The organism is uncultured Flavobacterium sp. (genome assembly GCF_963975005.1).
GTDB lineage: Bacteria > Bacteroidota > Bacteroidia > Flavobacteriales > Flavobacteriaceae > Flavobacterium.
Genome location: NZ_CAXBFR010000045.1, coordinates 1 through 20,909 on the forward strand (window position 1 = coordinate 1; position 20,909 = coordinate 20,909).

Here is a 20,909-nt window from a genome sequence, read left to right on the forward strand (position 1 = left end):
ATAAATCACGATAAAGCATAAAAAAACCATCTCATTATTGAGATGGTTTTTTTATGCTTTACAATATGAATAAGTTTATTTTTTTATAAAAATATTGGTATAGAATTTTTGTCCAATTTCATTCTCTCTAATTGATATACCAAAGTGAGTGTAATCTCCATCTAAATTATCTTTATGACTTTGGCTTTTTAACCATGCTTTTATCACTGATTTTGGAGTTGAATAATTAAAGGCAACATTCTCTCCAACTTCCAAAGCACCAAGAGCAATGTGTAAATTTGATTGTCTTTGTGCAAAATTAGCATGACCAATTATGTTAGTTTGTACCATCTCATCTGAATGTTCTGAAGAAACATAAGAAATGTGGTTAATTTTTTCTAATTTACTAAATCCAACTGAATCCCTATATTTATTAATTAAATCTAAAGTTTCATTTTCAATTTCACTGTAATCATAAAACTGAATAACTTCTACTGATTCAATTGAAGCTTCTTCTGGGCTTGAACAAGAAACCATGGTGAATATAACAACTGCTGCAGTTGCTATAATTCTTAAAAATTTAGCATTCATAGTAGGTTAAGATTTAGAATTTTTAAAAGTTTTAGGGATTCTTTTAAAAAACTTATTAATATTTATATTTGTTTTGTTTTACTAAATTATAAATAATTAATACACAAAAAAACCTTTTTGCTAAATATACAAGGAAACAGTAAAACCTTTACGGTAAAACCACATTATGGAGCTAATCTTTCAATTTTCCAAGCAAAATCATCCATAATAGTAAAAATAATTCTATCATGAAGTCGGTTAGGACGACCTTGCCAAAATTCTACTGAAATTGGTTTAACTAAAAAGCCTCCCCAATTTTCAGGCCTAAGAATCTCTTTTCCTTCAAAAGAATGTTCAAGTTCTTTTAATTTGTTCTCTAAAAATTCTCTGTTAGGGATAACATTGCTTTGTGGAGAAACAATGGCTCCAAGTTTACTTCCGTCTGGTCTTGAGTCAAAATAATTATCTGAAATTACGTCTTGTGTTTTCTCAGCAATTCCTTTGATAATAACTTGACGTTCTGCAACTGGCCAAAAAAAAGATAAACATACATTTGGGTTTTGTACTAATGCTTTTCCCTTTTCTGAATCGTAATTGGTATAAAAAATAAAACCTTCTTCGTTAAATTTTTTTAATAGCACTACTCTACTTTTTGGAAAACCATCTAATCCAATTGTAGAAACTGTCATAGCATTTACTTCTCCAACACCATCATATTCTTCTACTTCATGAAACCATTTGTGAAATAAATTGATTGGATCTTCTGGAATTGAATTTTCTAACAATTCACTCTTTTCATATGATTTTCTGTAGTTTCCTAAATCTCTCATGGTTAAACTAATGTTTTATGTTACAAATTTACGAAGAATAAACTTTATAAGTATGCCTAACAAATGTTAAATAGCCCTGATGGGAATGGCATCCTTTTTTTGAAAAAAAAAGATAGAATGGATAGCAGGAAAATTGTAGCTAGATAAAGCCCGAGCAATTCGCTTCGAATTAAAACTCAAAACTTTTTCCGTCATCAGCTAAGTGAATGCTCTCAAAAATGGGTTGAGCTTCTTCTTTGAATAATTCAATGTTTCCATAACGAGTAGAATAATGTCCCATTATAAGATTTTTGACATTAGCTTTTTTTGCAATTTCAGCAGCTTGTTTTGCTGTTGTGTGCATGGTTCTTTGTGCCAAATGAGCTTCTGTTTCCAAGAAAGTAGTTTCGTGATACAAAACATCAACATCTTTAATTATAGGCAAAATATCTTCATTATAAACCGTATCGCTACAAAAAGCATAACTTTTTTCATATTCAGGTTCAAAAGAAAGTTCTGAGTTTGGAATAGTTCTTCCGTCTTCTAAAGTTATATCACCACCATATTGAATCTTTTGGTAATAACAAGTCTCTATTTTGTAACTTTCTACAGCTTCAATGTTTAGCTTACGCTTGATGTTTTTTTCTTTGAACAAATATCCATTCGTGTAAACCCTATGTTTTAAAGGAATAGTTTTCACTTGAACTTTTTCATCTTCAAAAACGACTTCACTTTCGGTTGCACTTAATTCATGAAAGTATAAATTATAGCTTGTGTAAGAATTGGAAAGTTTTAGTTGCAACAGAATAATTTCTTTAATGCCAACTGGTCCGTAAACATGTAAATCGTTTTCTCTATTTAATAAAGTGAAAGTTGAAATTAAACCGATTAAACCATAAAAATGATCACCATGTAAATGTGAAATAAAAATATGATTGATTCTTGAAAATTTGATTTTTTGCTTGCGCAATTGCACCTGAGTTCCTTCGCCACAATCGATTAAAAAGAGTTGATTTTTTAGCTCTAAAACTTGAGAAGTTGGATTTGTAAATGTTCTTGGTGTAGCAGCGTAACAACCTAAAATATGAATTTTCAATTTATTTCTTGTTTTCTAATTTGCTTAATAGTATAATTTGATATAAGGCTAATCCTGTAGCAAAAAGAGAAATTACTATTCTAACATATTCAAAATTTCTAGATTTAAAACCGTTTATAATATGCAGTGCTAATGAAAGACTAAAAAGTATTAAAAGAAAAGCGTATAAAAATATTTTAACTTTATTTGTCATTTTTTATGTTTTTAGAATCCTAAATCACGTTCAATTTCTTCCATTTCGATTATATCATGAGCTTCTAAAACTGTTGGAACTACTAATAAATTATCTGGAATTGCATTAAAATCGATATTTTCTGCCACGAAAACTAGTGTTTTATTCTCTTTTTTGTGTTTTTTGGCTAAATCTTTAACTTCTAATAAATTATTGATGCTTAGATTTTCGTCTTTTGTTACATCTAAAATTAGATTTTGCTCTTTGTAAGTATTGAATTGATCAGACAACTTTTCAATAAAACTAGAAAAATTCCCATGAGTATCTCTGATAATGGTTGTATGTCCCTTTTGTTCTACTTTCATATTATGCTGAATTTATTTCAGTATCTTCACAAATAAACTGAAATATTATTTAAATTTATTGTTTAATCTTACTTGCTAAAAGATAAATCACAGCCATACGAACTGCTACTCCATTTTCAACTTGGTTTAATATTACTGAATGATTTGAATCAGCTACATCTGAAGTGATCTCAACACCTCTATTTATTGGTCCAGGATGCATGATTACAATTTCTTTGTTTAATGAATCTAACAAAGTTTTATCTAAACCATATTGCTGTGTATATTCTCGTGTTGATGGAAAATAATTCACATCTAGCCTTTCGTTTTGAACACGTAACATGTTAGCAACGTCACACCATTCTAGAGCTTTTCTTAAGTTGGGCTCAACCGTAACACCTAACGATTCAATGTATTTTGGAATTAAAGTTTTTGGTCCACAAACTTTAACTTCAGCACCTTGCATTTGTAAAGCATAAATATTAGACAAAGCAACTCTTGAGTGTAAAATATCACCAACAATCACAACTTTTTTACCACCAACATTACCTAATTTTTCACGAATAGTATAGCTGTCTAACAAAGCTTGCGTGGGATGTTCGTGTGAACCATCACCAGCATTTACAATACTTGCTTTAACATTATTTGCTAAAAAATGAGCTGCTCCAGCATTACTATGCCGCATAACAACCAAATCTACTTTCATAGAAAGAATGTTATTAACAGTATCAATTAAGGTTTCTCCTTTTTTAACAGAAGATTGAGCAGCAGAAAAACTAATAACATCAGCTGAAAGTCGTTTTTGAGCTAATTCAAATGATAATTTGGTTCTTGTACTGTTTTCAAAAAAGATATTTGCAATAGTAATATCTCGTAATGAGGGTACTTTTTTAATAGGTCGATTAATGACTTCTTTGAAATGATCTGCTGTTTCAAAAATTAAATCAATATCGTTTTTATTAATGTATTTTATGCCTAGTAAATGATTTACTGATAGTTCTTTCATTTATTTTGTGTTGTGTGTTGTCTTTTCTCTTTCTTCTTTGTTCTATTTTCTTTCCAAATAAACTGCATCTTCACCATCATTTTCTTTCCAATTTACGACTACTTTTTCATTATTAATTGCATCAACTTGTCTTCCTCTATAATCGGGTTGAATAGGCAAATGACGACTAAAACGTCTGTCAATTAATGTCAAAAGTTCAATTTCTGCTGGTCGTCCAAAAGATTGAATGGCTGTTAAAGCCGAACGAATACTTCTTCCTGTATATAGCACATCATCGATAAAGACGATTTTTTTATCTTCAACTATGAAATTAATTTCGGTTCTATTAGCTTCAAGGGGTTTTTCTCCTCTTCTAAAATCATCTCTAAAAAAAGTAATATCTAAAAAACCAACTTTTAAATCTTGAATTTGATAATCGTTTTTTAAAATTGAAGCAAGTCTATTAGCTAAGAATGTTCCTCTTGGTTGAATTCCAATAAGAATAGTATTTGAAAAATCGAGATGATTTTCAATTAACTGACAAGCCAAACGATGCAGTATGATATTGACTTCCTTTGCAGTGAGCAATATTTTTTGACCCATAATGTAGTGTTGTGTTTGGTTGGTAAAAATACATATTTTTTTTGATTATTCGATAATTTGATACCTTGATGATTAGATTAATCGAAAAATCAAACAATCTAATAATCGAACAATCGAAATATCTAAAAATTCTTTCTATTTTTGCACCATGGGAAAAAAACGTACAGAAAAAGTAATTTTCGAAAATGTAGAAGTTCTTGATGCAGGTGCAAAAGGAGTTTCAGTAGCAAAAGCACCAGAAGGACAAGTAATATTTTTACCTAATGTAGTGCCTGGTGATGTAGTTGATGTGCAAACTTTAAAAAAGAGAAAGTCCTATTTTGAAGGAAAAGCCATAAAAATTCACAAATATTCTGAACATAGAACTGAGCCCGAATGCCAACATTTTGGTGTTTGTGGTGGTTGCAAATGGCAAAATATGAAGTATAGTCAACAACTTTTCTACAAAAATCAGGAAGTATATAATAATTTGAAACGTATTGGTAAAATTGAATTACCTGAATTTGAAGAAATTTTAGGTTCAGAAAAGCAATTTTTCTATAGAAATAAAATGGAATTCGGCTTTTCAGATTCACGTTGGATGACCAATGAAGAAATAGAATCAGGAGTAGAATTCGATAATAAAAATGCATTAGGATTTCATATTCCAAGAATGTGGGATAAGATTTTAGATATTGAAAAATGTCATTTACAAGAAGATCCTTCAAATGCTATTCGTAATGAAGTTAGAAGTTTTGCCAATGCAAATAACATGTCGTTTTTCAACCCAAGAAATCATGAAGGTTTATTGCGAACTTTAATGATAAGAACAGCTTCAACTGGAGAAATCATGGTATTAATTCAGTTTTTTGAAGATGATAAAGCAAATCGTGATTTATTAATGAATCATTTGGCTGAAACTTTCGCTGGAATTACTTCTTTATTATATGTAATAAATAGCAAACCTAACGATACAATATACGATCAAGATGTAAAGTTATTTAAAGGGCGTGAATACATTTTAGAAGAAATGGAAGGCTTACATTTTAGTATAAATGCTAAATCTTTCTATCAAACTAATTCTGAACAAGCTTATGAATTGTATAAAATTACTAGAGAATTTGCTGGATTAACAGGAAATGAACTGGTTTATGATTTATATACTGGAACAGGTACAATTGCTCAATTTGTCTCAAAAAACGCAAAAAAAGTAATTGGTGTTGAAGCTGTACCAGAAGCAATTTTAGACGCTAAAGCTAATGCTGAACGTAATAATATAACAAATTGTGAGTTCTATGTTGGAGATATGAAAAATGTCTTTAATGACGATTTTATAGCTCAACACGGTCAACCTGATGTTATTATTACTGATCCACCAAGAGATGGAATGCATAAAGATGTTGTAGCTCAAATTTTAAAAATTGCTCCTGAAAAAGTGGTTTATGTAAGTTGTAACAGTGCTACTCAAGCTAGAGATTTAGCTTTGATGGATGAACAATATAAAGTTACTCGAGTTAGACCAGTTGATATGTTTCCACAAACACATCACGTGGAGAATGTTGTACTTTTAGAAAAACGTTAAATAATATTGTTTAAGGTTTAATAAGAATAACTTTGAACTTGCAATTCAATTCTGAACTTAAGTATGAAAAAATATATAATCACATCTTTAGTATTGCTTTTAGCGGTTTCATTTTGGAATTGCGAAAAAGATGATATTTGTGCAGAAACAACTCCTACAACACCTAAATTAATTATAGACTTTTATGATGTAGCTGACCCAACGACATTAAAAAACGTTACGAATCTTGGAATTGTAGAAACCTCTTTATCTGAAGGATTTTCTTTTAATGCAGTAAATTCAATTTCAGTTCCATTAAGAACAAATCAAGATACTAAAACAATTAATTTTGTTTTAAACGGAAGTGATGCTGATGTAACAAATGATATTTCGGATGTAATAACATTCAATTATAGTCGCATTGAAACTTATATTTCAAGAGCTTGTGGTTATAAAACAACCTTTATTTTAAACGACACAAATGGATTAGAAATTCCAACATCAAATTGGATTTCCAGTTACGAAATTATTCAATATAACATAGAAAATGAAGATGAAACACATGTCAAAATATATTTTTAGTTTACTTTGCTTGTGCTCTTCTTTGATCGGATTTTCACAAGTAAAAAATGATACTATAAGAGAGAAATATGGTGTTCGTGTTGGAGTTGATTTACATCGCATAACAAAATCGTTCTATGATAAAGATTATCAAGGAATAGAATTTGTAGGTGATTATAGAATTTCGCAAAAGTTTTATGTGGCTGGAGAATTAGGTAACGAAGAAAGAACTTCAGATGATGACAGATTCAACTTCACCACAAAAGGAACCTATTTTAAAGTTGGTTTTGATTACAATTCTTACGAAAATTGGTTGGACATGCAAAATATGATTTTTGTTGGAATGCGTTACGGTGCAAGTACTTTTAATCAAACGTTAAACAACTACTCTATTTATGATTCCACAAATTATTACGGCTTGACAATTCTAGAATCTGGTGAAAAATTTGATGGTTTAAATGCGAGTTGGATAGAAATTGTTGGAGGCTTAAAAGCAGAAGTTTTTAATAATTTATATGTTGGATTTTCTGTTCGATTAAACTATTTAGTTTCCAATAAAAAGCCAAATAATTTCGATAATTTATTCATTCCAGGTTTCAACAGAACTTATGATGGTAAGTTTGGAACTGGATTTAATTATACTCTTAGTTATATGATTCCTATTTACAAAAAGAATAAGTAGAACTGAAATTATAATATAACTTCTTCACAAACATTTGTTATTAAAACATTAATTTCACCTTAAAATTTCTATATCAGCATCTAAAACTCTATTTTTACGGAAATTGTACACATAAAATGAAGATAATAAAAGAAATCAATGTTTTTAGAAGGAAAGTAACAAAATTATTAACTAATTCGATTGGTAATTCCCATAGAAATTATTCTGATATAAAATTCATTGATGATCTTTCTAAAATTAAACGAATTTTAATTATTAGACCTAATCATAGATTAGGAAATACTTTACTGTACACTCCAATGATTCAGGAAGTTATTGAAATTTTTCCAAATGCAACAATTGATTTATTTGTTAAAGGAGAAGTTGCAAAAGTAGTTTTTCAAAATTATGGGCCCATCAAAAATTACATCATTTTACCTAAAAAACATTTTAAAAAATTACACCAATATTTATATAGATGGTTTGTATTAATTTTTAAGAGATATGATTTAACAATAAACATTGAAGCAAAATCATCTTCAGGTAAAATTGCTACTGAACTTTCAAACGCAAAATATAAATTCTATGGAACAGAATTTGATTCTATCATAAAATTTAAGGCCAAACAAAAACATTTTGCCAAATTACCCGTTTATCGATTTCGTAATTTTATCTATACTTCTCAAGAGAAAATAAATGAAAATCCTATTAAAGAACTTAATTTACATTTAAGCGAAAGTGAAATAAAAGAAGGTAGCGAAAAATTAAATTCAATAGTAAGTTATAAAGAAAAACAAACTATATCTATTTTTACTTTTGCAACCGGAAACAAATGTTACAGTGAAGATTGGTGGAATGAGTTTTATTCAAAACTACTTGTTCAATTTCCTAATTATAATATCGTAGAAATTTTACCCTTTGAAAACGTATCGCAAATTAATTTTAAAGCTCCAACTTATTACAGCAAAGACATTAGGGAAATAGCTGCATTCATTTCAAATACTGCATTTTTTATCGGTGCAGATAGTGGAATGATGCATTTAGCTTGTGCTACAAAAACTCCAGTAATTGGACTTTTCGCTGTTACTCCTATTGAAAAATATGGACCTTTTGGAAAAAATAAAACTGGAATTAATACTGATAAAACTTCTATCGATCAAATTATTAAACAAATCAAAAAGACATTAGATAAATAAGCTTATTTAATTTCTCTCAATCCTTTTATAAAAATCCATTTCATAAATAACTTTTCTCCTTCATTTGTTTTTACTGTTTGGAATTTTGGTGCTAAAAGAGTTGAAATTACAAAACTTGTAGCTGCAATCCAAAGTCCTTGTAAAACGCCAAATGTCATTACAAGAAAATAAGAAATTATATAAAAAAAAGAAAAACCTAAAAGGTTAAACAAGAATGCTTTTGTCTTTTTACTCATTATTTTATGGTTAAAAGGTTATTTATTAAACGATTGAAACGTTTTTTCTAAACACTGCTTACTGATCACTCTCAACTTGAAATTTAGCTCTCTTGCTTCCTGCATACATTTCATATTTTACAAAACGAGTTTCTAATTTTCCATTAAACAATTTAATTTTTCTTGAAGGTCTTAAACCTACAAACTTCAATCCTTCTAAATTGGCTGTAATAAACCAAGCGTTTGTGTTTGAATAATTATTCTTTAAAGTATCACCAATTTCTCTATAAAAACGTTCCATTTCAATATTTAAACGTTCACCATAGGGTGGATTAAAAACCATGTGTAATGGTCCTTCAGTCTGTTTTTCTGTTTCAAAGAAATTAGCTTCTCTAATTTTTACAAACTCATCTAAATTAGCATTTTTAATGTTATCTTTTGCTTTCATCACAGCACTTGGAGCTTTATCATACCCAGTAATAGTGTAGTGAAAATCGCGTGTTTTCTTTAAGAGAGATTCTAAAATCTTATCAAATAATTCACTATCCCAATCGCTCCATTTTTCAAAAGCAAATTCTTTTCGGTTGATATTCGCTGGAATATTACAAGCAATCATAGCAGCTTCTGCCAAAATAGTTCCACTTCCACACATTGGATCCAAAAAATGAGAAGTTCCATCCCAACCTGATAATAACAACATTCCTGCTGCTAAGACTTCATTTATAGGTGCAATATTTGTTGCTGTTTTATATCCTCTACGATGTAAAGATTCACCTGATGTATCTAATGAAACTGTAACTAAGTCTCTATCAATATGCACATGAATTTTCACATCTGGAAAATCTTTATCAATATCAGGACGAGTTCCTGTTTTATCTCTAAATTGATCCACAATAGCATCTTTTGATTTCAAAGCCACAAATTGACTGTGATTGAAATGATCTGAATGCAAAGTCGTTTCAATAACAAACGTTTGGTGTTGGCTTAAATATTTACTCCAATCTATTCTTTGAATTCCATCATACAAAGACTTATCATTAAAAGCTTTGAATTCGTTTATTGGTTTTAGTACTTTTAAAGCTGTACGCAAAGCTAAATTTGCCTTGTACATAAATCCTTTGTCTCCATAAAAAGTCACTACACGAGTTCCAACTTTAACATGTTGAGCACCTAATTGTATTAATTCTTTTTCTAAAAGTTCTTCAAAACCAAATAAGGTTTTGGCAACCATTTTAAAATTTTCTTCCATTATATGCTGAATTTACTTGTCCTGAATTCATATCAGGATTTCAGTATCTTTTTATTATTATTGATAGTGTTATTAAATTTCGAATCCCAAATAAATCATAAATCAAAAACATCAAACTTAAATTTGGAATAAGTTCAGCAAAAATACACTAATTTTGCAAGATGAATCCAATGGAAAAAGAATTAATGTCAACAAATACGAATAAAAAAGAAGAAAAATGGTTTGCTTCATGGTTTGACACCAAGTATTACCACATTTTATATAAAGATAGAGATTATAATGAAGCTCAAGTTTTCATGGATAATTTAACTCATTACCTAAATTTACCAGAAGAAGCCAAAATATTAGATTTAGCTTGTGGAAAAGGACGTCACTCCGTTTATTTGAATTCTTTGGGTTATGAAGTAACTGGAGCTGATTTATCTGAAAATAGCATTATTGAAGCTTCAAAATCTGAGAATGAAAAATTACATTTCAAGGTGCATGACATGCGTGATGTTTGCGATAGTCAGTATGATGCGATTTTTAACTTATTCACCAGTTTTGGTTATTTTGAAAGTGATGATGATAACTTAACAACTTTAAAAGCTATAAAACATAGTTTAACTGAATATGGTTTTGCTTGTATTGATTTTATGAATGTTGATTTTGTAATCGAAAATTTAGTTCCAGAAGAAATAAAAACGGTTGAAAACATTGATTTTCACATTAAAAGATATGCCAAAGACAATCACATTTATAAAGAAATTGATTTTGAAGATAATGGTGAGAAATTTCATTACACAGAAAGAGTTCAAGCTTTACGTTTAGCTGACTTTGAAAGAATGATGGAAGAAGCAGATATTTATTTGTTAGACATTTTCGGAAATTACAAATTACAGCCTTTTTACAAAAACAAGTCAGAACGTTTAATTATGATTTTTAAATAATGAACTATTCAATTTATATATTCCCTTTATTATCAGTTGTTGTAGGTTATTTGATTGCAAGTTTCATACAACCAAAAAACAAAAAAAACTTAAAACTACTTTTAGCCTTTAGCGGTGCTTTCTTGTTGTCTTTAACGGTAATGCATTTGTTGCCTGAAGTTTATGCAGCAGAAGCTCTTTTGCATGAAGGTCACAATCATGAAGGTCATTCTCATGGAACAAGTATAATTGGTCTTTTCATTATGATTGGAATTGTGTTTCAAATTATTTTGGAATATTTTTCAAAAGGTGCAGAACACGGTCACGTTCATGGTCATGACAAAATGAATACGATTCCTTGGTTATTATTTTTTAGTTTGTGTTTGCATGCTTTATTAGAGGGAATGCCAATTAGTCAACATAATGAATTAGCTTACGGAATTGCGATTCACCACTTCCCTATTGCGATTATTTTGACTTTGTTTTTTATTAATGCTGAACTAAATAAAAAAGCAATTCTATTTTTTATGTTGGTTTTTGCATTTATGACGCCTTTGGGAACTTACATTTCCTCAAATTTAAATTTCTTAACCGAATATTACACTCAAATTTCTGGAATTGTAATTGGTATTTTATTCCATATTTCATCAACTATAATTTTCGAAAGTAGTGAAGGTCATAAATTTAATTTAGCTAAATTAATTGCTATTGTTTTAGGAATTACTTTAGCTGTTTTTATGTAGATTTTAACCTTGACCATTCACTATTAAATTTTGATATATTCTTTTGGATAAATTAATTTTCAAATTCCAATAACATGAACCACCATCAGATATGTCTAAAAGTTCCTGTTTCCAATTAGGAATAATATCAACATTACACATTGCATTTATGTAAACACATTTTTCATTATTTTGATTCAAATAAACTACATATTGCCTGTAGTATTTTTTTAAATCATTCAAGCTTGCTTTTTTTAAAAAATAAAATTCTCCATTATTTATAGCATTGTTCAGTACTTCTTCAATAATAAAAAAATCTGAAGTATTAAGATTTGTCAATATATATTTATGCTCTATATCTTTCTTTGTAGTTTTTTCAAATAAAGTCAATCTTCTATCTGAATGCACTTCTGAACTTTTATTTGGAATACAACTAATAAATAAAAAACTTATTAAACTAACTTTGATGATAATCTTCATATTTTGAAATATTAAAAGTTAAATATAATAAAATTACTTTGTAACTTTGGTACTTTAGAACTTTAGAACTTTGTAACTAAATAAAATGAATTTTACAAAAACAACTGAGCAAACTTCCAAGTACCAACATTTAGAAAAAATGTCGGTTTCAGAATTGCTTTCCAATATAAATAACGAAGACAAAACAGTTCCTTTAGCGGTTGAAAAAGCTTTGCCACAAATTGAAAAATTAGTCAAAAAAGTAGTTGCTAATATGAAACTAGGAGGTCGTTTATTCTACATTGGAGCAGGAACTTCTGGACGATTGGGAATTTTAGATGCCTCTGAATGTCCTCCAACTTTTGGTGTTCCATTTGATATGGTAATTGGATTAATTGCTGGAAGTGATGTAGCCATCAGAAGAGCTGTTGAAAATGCAGAAGACGACACCGAACAAGCATGGAATGATTTAAATGAATGCATGATTACTGACAAAGATATTGTAGTTGGAATTGCTGCTTCTGGAACAACTCCATATGTTATTGGTGGATTAGAGAAGTGTAATATCACAACTGCTTGTATTACATGTAATGAAGGAAGTCCATTATCAAAAGTAGCTAAATTTCCAATCGAAGTTGTTGTTGGACCTGAATTCGTGACAGGAAGCAGCCGAATGAAAGCGGGAACAGCTCAGAAATTGGTTTTGAATATGATTTCTACTTCAGCTATGATTCAACTAGGAAAAGTCAAAGGAAACAAGATGGTTGATATGCAATTAAGCAACAACAAGCTTGTAGATAGAGGCATAAAAATGATTATGGACGAAATAAATGTTGATTATAAATTAGCTGAAATATTGCTTAAAAAATACGGAAGTGTCAGAAAAGCGGTTGAAAACTTTAAACCTTAATTACTATAACATGCCAACAAACAAAAAAATACTAGCCAAAGGAATTAAATATTTATCAGGTGCTTTGCCTCTACTTTTTATTGGCCCAATTGTCATTAATAGTTCCTTTAAAAATCAAGATAACCCCTATTATGAAATAGTTTTAGGAGTTGGAATATTATGCTGTGCATTAGCTATATTTTTTATATTTAAAGGAGTTACAACAATTGTAAAGAGTCTTTTCGATGGAGATAAATAATATTTTTTTAGCCAGTATAAAAAAGCAAATGCTTTACTATAAGACCATTGCTGAAAAAGCAATAGAACAATTAGAAGAAGAACAACTTTTTGTTTCGGTTAATGAAAATACCAATTCAATTGCAACTATAGTAAAACATATGTCAGGAAATATGCTTTCACGTTGGACCAATTTTTTGAATTCTGATGGAGAAAAAGAATGGAGAAATCGTGATACTGAATTTGAAAATACAGTTAATTCAAAAGAAGAAGTTTTAAAAATTTGGAATGAAGGCTGGAATTGTTTTTTCAAAGCTATTGAAGAATTAAAACCTGAGCAACTTTCACAAATAATTTATATTAGAAACGAAGGCCAAACTGCTTTAGATGCAATAAACAGACAATTGGCACATTATCCATATCACATAGGACAAATTGTTTTTTATGCAAAAATGCTAAAAAATAGTGAATGGTCAAGTCTTACAATTCCCAAAAACAAATCAAACAGTTATAATACTGATAAATTTTCTCAAGAAAAAAGCATCAGACATTTTACGGATGATGAATTAAAAAAGTTGCAATAGCAAGGACAATTTCAATTTCAAAAAATCAATTACAAGTTCAATTATGAAAATTAAAACAAAACCCATAACCTATAGCCTTTTAGCCATGATCTTTTTATTAACTTCTTGCTACAATCAAGAACGCAACTGTAAGGATTTTAAAACAGGTAAATTCAAATCGGAAATAGAGGTTGATGGAAAAAAATTTATTACTACTTTCGAACGCAATGACTCCATTCAAATAGAAACTTATGAAGGCATAACTGACTCATATGATGTACGATGGACAAACAATTGCGAATATATTATAAAAAATAGTCAGCCTAAAAATATGGCAGAAAAAAAAGCGCTTCAAGTAAAAATATTGACTACTTCAATAAATTCGTATACTTTTGAATATAATTTTGTAGGTGAAGCTATAAAACAAAAAGGAATTGTTTACAAATTAGATTAAAACATTACAAACCATAAACCTTAATTAAATGGAAGTTTTTTTAAATGCAGATGCTTGGATTGCCTTATTAACCTTGACTTTTTTAGAGATCATTTTAGGTATTGATAACATCATCTTTATTTCAATTGTAACAGGTAAATTACCCGAAGAAAAAAGAAAAAAAGCTACACAAATAGGATTGTTTTTAGCGATGTTTATGCGAATTGCTCTTTTATTTGGTATAACGTTATTAATTGCTATGAAAGCTCCTTGGTTTAGCTTTGATTTTGGATGGTTTTCTGCCGAAATCACTGGTCAAGCTTTAATCTTATTATTAGGTGGATTATTTTTAATCTATAAAAGTACCAAAGAAATTCATGAAAAGGTAGATCATAAAGGTGAAGAAGAAATTACGCTGAAATCTGCTGCGAAAGCAACTTTTAGTAATGTTATTATACAGATCTTAATGATAGATTTAATATTTTCTGTAGATAGTATTTTAACTGCTGTTGGAATGACAAATGGTCTTGAAGGTGCTTTAATTATTATGATTACTGCAGTTGTGATTTCAGTTGGAATTATGATGCTTTTTGCAGTTCCTGTTGGAAATTTTGTTAACAAAAACCCATCTATTCAAATCCTTGGATTAGCTTTCTTAATCTTAATTGGTTTTATGTTAATAACAGAAAGCATGCATTTATCAAACGCTGAATTAGCTGGTCAACATGTTGGTGCGGTTCCAAAAGGATATTTATATTTTGCAATTGCTTTCTCATTAGGTGTTGAGTTTATAAACATGACTATGAGAAAGAAAAAATAACTTAAAAAAAAGCTTCTCAATATTGAAAAGCTTTTTTTTTATATCTTATCTGTTAACGTTTTCATAAAAATAATTAAATCATTCTTTTCTTGATTGGATAAGTTTAATTTATCTGGTGGCAATGTTTGAAATTCTAATACAATTCCTAAACCGGCTGTACCTCCTTTATCATAAAAATCAATAACTTCTTCTAAAGTCGTATAGACTCCATTATGCATATAAGGTGCTGTTTTTTCAATATTTCTAAGGGTTGGCGTCTTAAAAAAGTACTTTTTTTGTTCGGTTTTATAAACTCCAAATCTACCTAAATCTGAACTAATAGTTGCATTTAAGGTGTCTTTTGAATTTGGAACCCCAATTAATTCCAATTCTGATTCTTTAAAAACAGTTGGAACTAAACCGTTAAACAAAGGGGCAAAATGACAAGTTGCGCATTTGGCTTTTCCCATAAATAGATTAAAACCATTTATTTCGCTCTTTGTTAACGAATTTTCTTTGTCTTGCATGTTGTTATCAAATTTTGAATTAAATGGTGTTAGCGACATTATATAAGATGCAATTGCATTTCTTATGAGTTGATTATTGATTGGTTTTGCATATACTTTTTTAAACGTTTTTTGATAAATTGGATTATCTAAAACTCGCTTTTCTAAATCATTTAAAGACAAGTGAAACTCATTTGGATTATTTACTACGTCTACAATTTGACCTTCTAGACTTCCTGTGCGTTTATCATGAAAAAATCCTTTTTGCAAAGCTGCATAAAATAAAGTCGGTGAATTCCTTGTTGTTCCTGGAGATTTTGCTAATCCATCTGTAAAATACAATTCTTGTTTATGACAAGTGGCACAACTCATTGTTTTCTTATTTGACAAAGAAGTATCGTTAAATAATGCCTTGCCAAGTGCTACTTTTTCTGAAGCAATTGGGTTGCCTTTTTGATCTGTAAAATATGAAATATTAAACGTATTTGTTGAAAATAAATTAGTTGCATTATTGAGTATAGCTTTTTCAAACGGAAACTTAATTTTCCAATTATCAACTGTTTTATTCCATAAAATCAAACTTTGATGTGTGTTTTCCTTTATAAAGGTATATCTATCAAACTTTTGAAATGTAGTCTTATTTAATGAATTAATATTTGAATCTAATTGATTATTCCATTGATCAAAGAGCTTTCCATCTTTAAATTCATTTTCAAAATAAGTAATAATTTCTTTAAGACTTTCATAAACTGCGGCACTTTCTGTTAAAGAATTTTCTAATATAGGTGAATCAAAACCTGTAATTCCAGTTAAAGCTACACGGTTAATTGCATCTTTAATAATCCATAATACATGATGTTTTTTTAAAAACTTTAAATGCTGATTTTTATGTATGAATTTTATTCGATTGCTTGTTAAAAGAACATTTTTTTTTAAGGCTTCTAAATCTACATTTTCATCATAAATAATTTCTTCTATAACCTGAAATCCAGTTGGTTCTTTTATTTTTATATCCGTAAAATCTTCTTCCTCTACTTTCAATAGATTAGGTTGATTTAAATAAGCATAACTATCTGAATCAATGTAAGCTAATATAGATTCACTTCTTTTAAAATGCATTCTTGCATCGACATATAACTTTTTCTTTTCTTCTATTGAAGGCAAATAATTTAAAGAATCTAAAAGTGCTGAAGATTTTGCTAATTCGTTTTTAAAATAAGTTTCTACTTTAACAAAAGCTGAAACATCTTCATATGTTTCTTTTTTTTGACAACCTATACAAAAAGCCAAAAGGCTATAAGTTACTATAGCCTTTAAAATATTGTTTGGTATTACTTTAATCATCTTATCTTTCTAATCCTTTAATTAAATACAATTGACTTCCTTCGTCACTAGCAGGATTTGCATTGGCCTTTGGATCTGTAAATGCAGTGTTTGACCAACCATGATTTTGAGTACAAATTAAGAAACTTCCTTCTACACCTAATACATCTGAAACGTCTATCATCCCTGTTAATTCCCACATAGTAGAAGCAGAACCAATTCCTGCATTTTGAGCAGCAATTTGATTACACTCTAAAACTACTTTTAAAGCTCCAGTTGAAATATTGTACTGATATAAGTATGGATAATGCGTTTTATCAGCTGTATCTGGATATCCATTTGGATCTTCCATAATGTAAACAAAATTCTTAGTGACTAATACATTATCTGGACTGTGAAATTGCTTTGCTATCCCATCTAATTTATCTCCATCCAACACACAAGTGATTGTAGCTTGAGTTGGATCATTTTGATTTAAAGTTACTTTATAAATTCTTCCATAAAAAGATCCTTTACCTGTTAAAGCAGTTTTCTTTCTACCTGTTACTGCAAAGTAAATTTCTCTATTGTTTGCTCCTGAACCTTTTCTGTAGTCAATATCTTCAACTCTAGAAAAACCCATAATTCCTTTGTCTCTAGATTCTAATTCTAATTCATTTAAAGTTCGCTCTTGGTACTCTACAAATTCAGCCTGATAAGTTACTCCTTGTTGCATGTCCATTTCAAAGTTGATTCCCGCTGTATTAACTTTTAAACCATATAAACTTCCACTAGCTAAGTCTCCTCTATTTCCTACATACATGGCTAATTGACCTGATGGAGTTGTATCATCACTTGTATCATCACCAATAAATACAACTGTTTTAGATGGATAAGCATCTTTACCAATCACAACTGCGTTTTCTGTAGACCATTGTCCTAAAGCTGGTAATAATGTCGCTAATTCAGCATTTTCAGCACTTCTGTATGGGTCTGTTGCAAAAACACCTTTAGAAGCTCCACCCCATTCTCCTCCTGATAAATATAAAGGACCAAAACCATGCTCTTCTTGTGTAACTAAACTTCCAGAACATTGTGCCGTAGATGCAGTTGCTAAAGCATTTAGAATATATTCTCCTTTTACTGGCTTAAATGTTTTATCAAAAGTAATTCTAGCTATAGAATAATCGGCTTCGATATTGTTAATTAAAGAAAAAGTCCCATCAGCATTTTTCATCAATCCCATTCCGTCTGCCATTGAACCATATACAAAATCTGGCGATCCTGACAATTGGTCTCCTGAACTTACTAGGGAATATATTTCTAAATTCTCAAATCCAGTTTTTCTGGCTAAAAAAGGGGCTGTAGCCGAATGGTTTGCAAAAGAGACATTTTCATTAACTGCTGTGGCAGAAACAGTATCATCATCTTGATTACAAGAAAGGACTGTAAATGTAGTAGCTAAAAATAGTAAAGCTTTAAAATTTGTTTTCATAAAAAGTAGTTTGTTGTTTTTTGTTTCTTCAAAATTACCTTAACTGTGTAAACAAAAAGTAAACTCAGTTTTATGAAAACCAAAACAATAAATTATGAAAAGGTTACTATCTTAATATAACATCATTTAAAAATTAATTAATTTTTGTTGATTCTAAATCAAAAAAAAACTTCCCCAGTAAGAGAAGTTTAAATTATAATATATGTATTTATATGAATTTAATGAACAGAATTAGAACTTGCCACAACTTTAAACAAATTACCCAAAACTAAATTGAGTTCTTTTTTAGTAGTGCTATTTGAACCACGCCATCTACCAATAATGACACCATTTTTATCTATTAGAATTTTTTGTGGAATTGAATAAACAAAATAGTTTTCTAATAAAGGGACATCATTAGAAATTAAAGGAATATTTTTAAATACCTCAATTTTTTGAGCTATAACTGACTTTCTTAAAATCTCCATATTATCATCAATAGCAATATTTATAACTTCTAATCCATTTTGATTATACTTTTGGAAAACTTCTTTTAAATAAGCATTTTCATCAATACAAGACTGCGAGGTAGTATTTCCAAAAGTTAATAAAATATATTTATTATTCTTAAATGAGGATAAACTCAAAGTTGCATTTCTAATATCTTTAACAACAAAATCAGGAGCATCAATACCAATATTGCTGTTTTTAAAATTAACTAATTGTTCTTTTAATTGCAATCCTTTTGGGCTGTTTTGTAAATCAAAAGATAACGAACTATATAAGGCATTAAAAGCTTCATATTTATCTGTTGCTTCCCGTTTAGTTATTTTGTGGAGCAATACATCTAAAGATATTTGATTAGAAGGAAATTGTCTAATAAAACCAAATTCATTATCTAATTCTTTAGCCGTATTTTTATCAGTAAGAACATCTAGTTCATCAATTTTTTTAAATAAATTATTCTTAATAATAGTATCTGTAGTATAACTTATTTTTTCATAAATAACCTTATATATAGAAGCTAAAGAGTCGCGTGTTTTAAAAGTTGGTTTATGAACTTCGTTTAGCTTATTAATAATCTCTTTTTGTAATTTAGGATCTTGTGCATTTGTAGTTAAAATGCTAAAAAAAGTAAAAACAAATAAAAAAATATATTTAAGCTTTAGACCTTTCATGATATTTAGATTTAAAATTGTACTTATTAACAGTAAAAATAAATGTTTTATTACCAATAACAGTCAATAAAACAATGTATTATTTTTCAGTTATCAACAATATAAGTGGCTTTATTAACAATTAAAAATTAAGAATGTTCATTGTTTTAATCCAATGATAATGTAATTTGACCATCATCTTCTAAATCAGTTTTTATATCCTCAGACACATTGTCTTCTCCTTCAACTTCTATTTCTTCAGGAACTTCAGGAATTGGTTCTTCATAAGGAATTGGCTCTAATAAATTGATTTGTTTCACTTTATCAGTAGTCAATTGGTTTCCTTGAGCTTTTATTCCCTTTAAAGCAATGAAATCTTCGATATTAACTTGTAACGTTTCTTTTTGTTCTCCTTTTACTTTAGCAAAAACCACCTCAGCCAAAGGTTTCCAATCGGTTGAAACAATCTCTAATTGAGACTTTTCGTGCTCTGAAATAAAAATTTCTTCCTTATTTTCATTTTCCACCAAGAAACGTTTTATGTAATAACGTTCTTTTTCACCATCATAATAAATAGCAGAAATTGGTTTGTTTGGATTCCATTTTTCCATCACAATCATGTCTGAATCAAAGTGCGTTGTCAATTCAGGAATAATAGTTTTTAGCTTACCTGCCTGATTTATAATCAACAATCTATCATTTGGTCTAAATTCACCTAACAACTCACCTCTTCCATCCACGTTTAATCTTTGAACCGTATCATCAAACCAAACTTTTCTTGGTCTTAATGTTGAAATTCCTTTCTCTTTTAATTCAATTTTCTTGATTGGATATTTTGTTACTGTATTTCCTTTTGAACTTCTTCCTTTGATTAAAATATCTGTAAAATCTAAATCCCATTTCAGTTTTTTAACACTTCCTACTTGGCGTAAAAGTATCGTTATTGTTTCGGCTTCACCATTTGGATTTGCTGAAAAATATAAAATTTGTGACCCTGGTTTTTCTTGTGATAAATGATACTCTTTATCACGAGTAATGCTTGAAACATTAAAACGTTTTACAAATGAAGCACCGTTTTTTCCATCACGATAAATCACATTATAAATTGTACGCTTATCATTTTTATCAAAAATAGCAATATGAATAATGTCTTTTCCAATAAATTTCTTTTCATCAACTTTTGTAACTACCATTCTTCCATCTCTCAAGAACACAATTACATCATCAATATCAGAACAATCAGCTACATATTCATCTTTCTTTAAACCTGTTCCTAAGAAACCTTCTTCTTTATTCACGTAAAGTTTTGTGTTTCTTAAAACCACTTTTGTAGCTTCAATATTTTCAAAACTTCTTAATTCGGTTTGACGTTCTTTGCCTTTACCATACTTGTCTTTCAACATCTGGAAAAAAGCTATTGTATAGTCAATTATAGTATCTAAATCATGTTTAACGCGTTCCATTTCGGCTTCTAACTTCG

24 protein-coding genes and 1 pseudogene are annotated in these 20,909 nt (G+C 29.1%); 11 read left to right on the forward strand and 14 right to left on the reverse strand.

Annotated elements, in window-relative coordinates; genetic code table 11:
- Positions 1 to 75: 75 nt before the first annotated feature.
- The 7 genes from AACZ53_RS07215 to pyrR all read right to left on the reverse strand — a co-directional run bounded on the left by AACZ53_RS07215 (position 76) and on the right by pyrR (position 4,558).
- Positions 76 to 570, reverse strand: a complete 495-nt coding sequence (locus tag AACZ53_RS07215; RefSeq protein ID WP_339836435.1) for a CAP domain-containing protein — start codon at positions 568 to 570, stop codon at positions 76 to 78.
- 164 nt (positions 571 to 734) lie between these two features.
- Positions 735 to 1,379 (reverse strand): pyridoxamine 5'-phosphate oxidase, encoded by a 645-nt coding sequence (gene pdxH / locus AACZ53_RS07220; RefSeq protein WP_339836438.1) that lies wholly within the window; start codon positions 1,377 to 1,379, stop codon positions 735 to 737.
- 169 nt (positions 1,380 to 1,548) lie between these two features.
- A complete protein-coding gene (locus AACZ53_RS07225; protein ID WP_339836440.1) occupies positions 1,549 to 2,454 on the reverse strand; it encodes a ribonuclease Z in 906 nt (301 codons plus the stop codon).
- 1 nt (position 2,455) lies between these two features.
- Positions 2,456 to 2,647 (reverse strand): hypothetical protein, encoded by a 192-nt coding sequence (locus tag AACZ53_RS07230; protein WP_339836442.1) that lies wholly within the window; start codon positions 2,645 to 2,647, stop codon positions 2,456 to 2,458.
- A gap of 11 nt (positions 2,648 to 2,658) precedes the next feature.
- Positions 2,659 to 2,991 carry a ribonuclease Z gene (locus AACZ53_RS07235; protein WP_339836444.1) on the reverse strand — a complete coding sequence of 111 codons (333 nt, stop codon included), beginning with the start codon at positions 2,989 to 2,991 and terminating at the stop codon, positions 2,659 to 2,661.
- Positions 2,992 to 3,046: 55 nt separating this feature from the next.
- A complete protein-coding gene (locus tag AACZ53_RS07240) occupies positions 3,047 to 3,976 on the reverse strand; it encodes an aspartate carbamoyltransferase catalytic subunit (protein ID WP_339836447.1) in 930 nt (309 codons plus the stop codon).
- A 42-nt stretch (positions 3,977 to 4,018) separates the two neighbouring features.
- Positions 4,019 to 4,558 carry a bifunctional pyr operon transcriptional regulator/uracil phosphoribosyltransferase PyrR gene (gene pyrR / locus AACZ53_RS07245; RefSeq protein ID WP_339836449.1) on the reverse strand — a complete coding sequence of 180 codons (540 nt, stop codon included), beginning with the start codon at positions 4,556 to 4,558 and terminating at the stop codon, positions 4,019 to 4,021.
- A 148-nt stretch (positions 4,559 to 4,706) separates the two neighbouring features.
- On the opposite strand from pyrR, the gene rlmD reads away from it, so the two are divergent.
- From rlmD to AACZ53_RS07265, 4 genes are all read left to right on the forward strand, one after another.
- On the forward strand, positions 4,707 to 6,119 hold the full coding sequence (gene rlmD, locus AACZ53_RS07250) for a 23S rRNA (uracil(1939)-C(5))-methyltransferase RlmD (RefSeq protein ID WP_339836453.1): 1,413 nt from the start codon (positions 4,707 to 4,709) through the stop codon (positions 6,117 to 6,119).
- Between the two features lie 63 nt (positions 6,120 to 6,182).
- Positions 6,183 to 6,680, forward strand: a complete 498-nt coding sequence (locus AACZ53_RS07255) for a DUF6452 family protein (RefSeq protein ID WP_339836455.1) — start codon at positions 6,183 to 6,185, stop codon at positions 6,678 to 6,680.
- Positions 6,661 to 7,341 carry a DUF6048 family protein gene (locus AACZ53_RS07260; RefSeq protein ID WP_339836458.1) on the forward strand — a complete coding sequence of 227 codons (681 nt, stop codon included), beginning with the start codon at positions 6,661 to 6,663 and terminating at the stop codon, positions 7,339 to 7,341. The genes AACZ53_RS07255 and AACZ53_RS07260 overlap by 20 nt, the downstream gene beginning before the upstream one ends.
- Before the next feature lie 116 nt (positions 7,342 to 7,457).
- Positions 7,458 to 8,516: a glycosyltransferase family 9 protein gene (locus AACZ53_RS07265; protein WP_339836460.1), complete on the forward strand. Its 1,059-nt coding sequence runs from the start codon at positions 7,458 to 7,460 to the stop codon at positions 8,514 to 8,516.
- A gap of 2 nt (positions 8,517 to 8,518) precedes the next feature.
- On the opposite strand, the gene AACZ53_RS07270 is transcribed toward AACZ53_RS07265, so the two are convergent.
- Both AACZ53_RS07270 and AACZ53_RS07275 read right to left on the reverse strand, forming a co-directional pair.
- Positions 8,519 to 8,752 (reverse strand): hypothetical protein, encoded by a 234-nt coding sequence (locus AACZ53_RS07270; RefSeq protein WP_339836463.1) that lies wholly within the window; start codon positions 8,750 to 8,752, stop codon positions 8,519 to 8,521.
- 58 nt (positions 8,753 to 8,810) lie between these two features.
- Positions 8,811 to 9,980 carry a THUMP domain-containing protein gene (locus tag AACZ53_RS07275; protein ID WP_339836466.1) on the reverse strand — a complete coding sequence of 390 codons (1,170 nt, stop codon included), beginning with the start codon at positions 9,978 to 9,980 and terminating at the stop codon, positions 8,811 to 8,813.
- A 170-nt stretch (positions 9,981 to 10,150) separates the two neighbouring features.
- On the opposite strand from AACZ53_RS07275, the gene AACZ53_RS07280 reads away from it, so the two are divergent.
- Together AACZ53_RS07280 and AACZ53_RS07285 are read left to right on the forward strand one after the other, a co-directional pair.
- Positions 10,151 to 10,909, forward strand: coding sequence for a methyltransferase domain-containing protein (locus tag AACZ53_RS07280; RefSeq protein WP_339836469.1), 759 nt, complete (start codon positions 10,151 to 10,153; stop codon positions 10,907 to 10,909).
- On the forward strand, positions 10,909 to 11,631 hold the full coding sequence (locus tag AACZ53_RS07285; RefSeq protein WP_339836472.1) for a ZIP family metal transporter: 723 nt from the start codon (positions 10,909 to 10,911) through the stop codon (positions 11,629 to 11,631). Before AACZ53_RS07280 ends, AACZ53_RS07285 begins: the two co-directional genes overlap by 1 nt.
- A 3-nt stretch (positions 11,632 to 11,634) precedes the next feature.
- Here the strand turns inward: AACZ53_RS07285 and AACZ53_RS07290 are convergent, their stop codons facing one another.
- Positions 11,635 to 12,090: a hypothetical protein gene (locus AACZ53_RS07290; protein WP_339836475.1), complete on the reverse strand. Its 456-nt coding sequence runs from the start codon at positions 12,088 to 12,090 to the stop codon at positions 11,635 to 11,637.
- Positions 12,091 to 12,175: 85 nt separating this feature from the next.
- On the opposite strand from AACZ53_RS07290, the gene murQ reads away from it, so the two are divergent.
- Genes murQ through AACZ53_RS07315 form a run of 5 tightly spaced genes read left to right on the forward strand, consistent with a single transcriptional unit; the run spans position 12,176 to position 15,011 of the window.
- On the forward strand, positions 12,176 to 12,979 hold the full coding sequence (murQ, locus tag AACZ53_RS07295) for an N-acetylmuramic acid 6-phosphate etherase (RefSeq protein ID WP_339836478.1): 804 nt from the start codon (positions 12,176 to 12,178) through the stop codon (positions 12,977 to 12,979).
- A gap of 10 nt (positions 12,980 to 12,989) precedes the next feature.
- The gene (locus AACZ53_RS07300; protein WP_339836481.1) at positions 12,990 to 13,217 is read left to right on the forward strand and encodes a DUF6095 family protein; all 228 of its coding nucleotides are present in this window, start codon (positions 12,990 to 12,992) and stop codon (positions 13,215 to 13,217) included.
- Positions 13,204 to 13,779 carry a DUF1572 family protein gene (locus AACZ53_RS07305; RefSeq protein ID WP_339836485.1) on the forward strand — a complete coding sequence of 192 codons (576 nt, stop codon included), beginning with the start codon at positions 13,204 to 13,206 and terminating at the stop codon, positions 13,777 to 13,779. Before AACZ53_RS07300 ends, AACZ53_RS07305 begins: the two co-directional genes overlap by 14 nt.
- Positions 13,780 to 13,822: 43 nt before the next feature.
- A complete protein-coding gene (locus tag AACZ53_RS07310) occupies positions 13,823 to 14,212 on the forward strand; it encodes a DNA topoisomerase IV (RefSeq protein WP_339836487.1) in 390 nt (129 codons plus the stop codon).
- Positions 14,213 to 14,240: 28 nt separating this feature from the next.
- Positions 14,241 to 15,011, forward strand: coding sequence for a TerC family protein (locus AACZ53_RS07315; protein WP_339836490.1), 771 nt, complete (start codon positions 14,241 to 14,243; stop codon positions 15,009 to 15,011).
- Positions 15,012 to 15,049: 38 nt separating this feature from the next.
- On the opposite strand, the gene AACZ53_RS07320 is transcribed toward AACZ53_RS07315, so the two are convergent.
- The 4 genes and pseudogenes from AACZ53_RS07320 to AACZ53_RS07335 form a co-directional block, all read right to left on the reverse strand.
- On the reverse strand, positions 15,050 to 16,840 hold the full coding sequence (locus AACZ53_RS07320) for a cytochrome c peroxidase (RefSeq protein ID WP_339836492.1): 1,791 nt from the start codon (positions 16,838 to 16,840) through the stop codon (positions 15,050 to 15,052).
- A gap of 1 nt (position 16,841) precedes the next feature.
- Positions 16,842 to 18,293, reverse strand: a complete 1,452-nt coding sequence (locus AACZ53_RS07325) for an alkaline phosphatase PhoX (RefSeq protein ID WP_339836494.1) — start codon at positions 18,291 to 18,293, stop codon at positions 16,842 to 16,844.
- Between the two features lie 218 nt (positions 18,294 to 18,511).
- Positions 18,512 to 19,450: a TlpA disulfide reductase family protein gene (locus AACZ53_RS07330; protein ID WP_339836496.1), complete on the reverse strand. Its 939-nt coding sequence runs from the start codon at positions 19,448 to 19,450 to the stop codon at positions 18,512 to 18,514.
- A gap of 146 nt (positions 19,451 to 19,596) precedes the next feature.
- A pseudogene (locus tag AACZ53_RS07335) lies at positions 19,597 to 20,909 on the reverse strand (DNA gyrase/topoisomerase IV subunit A); the annotation flags it as partial.

Coding starts and splice junctions, on each gene's coding strand:
- AACZ53_RS07215 (WP_339836435.1), bottom strand. CDS start 570: ATGAATGCTAAATTTTTAAGAATTATAGCAACTGCAGCAGTTGTTATA.
- pdxH (WP_339836438.1), bottom strand. CDS start 1,379: ATGAGAGATTTAGGAAACTACAGAAAATCATATGAAAAGAGTGAATTG.
- AACZ53_RS07230 (WP_339836442.1), bottom strand. CDS start 2,647: ATGACAAATAAAGTTAAAATATTTTTATACGCTTTTCTTTTAATACTT.
- AACZ53_RS07235 (WP_339836444.1), bottom strand. CDS start 2,991: ATGAAAGTAGAACAAAAGGGACATACAACCATTATCAGAGATACTCAT.
- AACZ53_RS07240 (WP_339836447.1), bottom strand. CDS start 3,976: ATGAAAGAACTATCAGTAAATCATTTACTAGGCATAAAATACATTAAT.
- pyrR (WP_339836449.1), bottom strand. CDS start 4,558: ATGGGTCAAAAAATATTGCTCACTGCAAAGGAAGTCAATATCATACTG.
- rlmD (WP_339836453.1), top strand. CDS start 4,707: ATGGGAAAAAAACGTACAGAAAAAGTAATTTTCGAAAATGTAGAAGTT.
- AACZ53_RS07255 (WP_339836455.1), top strand. CDS start 6,183: ATGAAAAAATATATAATCACATCTTTAGTATTGCTTTTAGCGGTTTCA.
- AACZ53_RS07260 (WP_339836458.1), top strand. CDS start 6,661: ATGTCAAAATATATTTTTAGTTTACTTTGCTTGTGCTCTTCTTTGATC.
- AACZ53_RS07265 (WP_339836460.1), top strand. CDS start 7,458: ATGAAGATAATAAAAGAAATCAATGTTTTTAGAAGGAAAGTAACAAAA.
- AACZ53_RS07270 (WP_339836463.1), bottom strand. CDS start 8,752: ATGAGTAAAAAGACAAAAGCATTCTTGTTTAACCTTTTAGGTTTTTCT.
- AACZ53_RS07275 (WP_339836466.1), bottom strand. CDS start 9,980: ATGGAAGAAAATTTTAAAATGGTTGCCAAAACCTTATTTGGTTTTGAA.
- AACZ53_RS07280 (WP_339836469.1), top strand. CDS start 10,151: ATGGAAAAAGAATTAATGTCAACAAATACGAATAAAAAAGAAGAAAAA.
- AACZ53_RS07285 (WP_339836472.1), top strand. CDS start 10,909: ATGAACTATTCAATTTATATATTCCCTTTATTATCAGTTGTTGTAGGT.
- AACZ53_RS07290 (WP_339836475.1), bottom strand. CDS start 12,090: ATGAAGATTATCATCAAAGTTAGTTTAATAAGTTTTTTATTTATTAGT.
- murQ (WP_339836478.1), top strand. CDS start 12,176: ATGAATTTTACAAAAACAACTGAGCAAACTTCCAAGTACCAACATTTA.
- AACZ53_RS07300 (WP_339836481.1), top strand. CDS start 12,990: ATGCCAACAAACAAAAAAATACTAGCCAAAGGAATTAAATATTTATCA.
- AACZ53_RS07305 (WP_339836485.1), top strand. CDS start 13,204: ATGGAGATAAATAATATTTTTTTAGCCAGTATAAAAAAGCAAATGCTT.
- AACZ53_RS07310 (WP_339836487.1), top strand. CDS start 13,823: ATGAAAATTAAAACAAAACCCATAACCTATAGCCTTTTAGCCATGATC.
- AACZ53_RS07315 (WP_339836490.1), top strand. CDS start 14,241: ATGGAAGTTTTTTTAAATGCAGATGCTTGGATTGCCTTATTAACCTTG.
- AACZ53_RS07320 (WP_339836492.1), bottom strand. CDS start 16,840: ATGATTAAAGTAATACCAAACAATATTTTAAAGGCTATAGTAACTTAT.
- AACZ53_RS07325 (WP_339836494.1), bottom strand. CDS start 18,293: ATGAAAACAAATTTTAAAGCTTTACTATTTTTAGCTACTACATTTACA.
- AACZ53_RS07330 (WP_339836496.1), bottom strand. CDS start 19,450: ATGAAAGGTCTAAAGCTTAAATATATTTTTTTATTTGTTTTTACTTTT.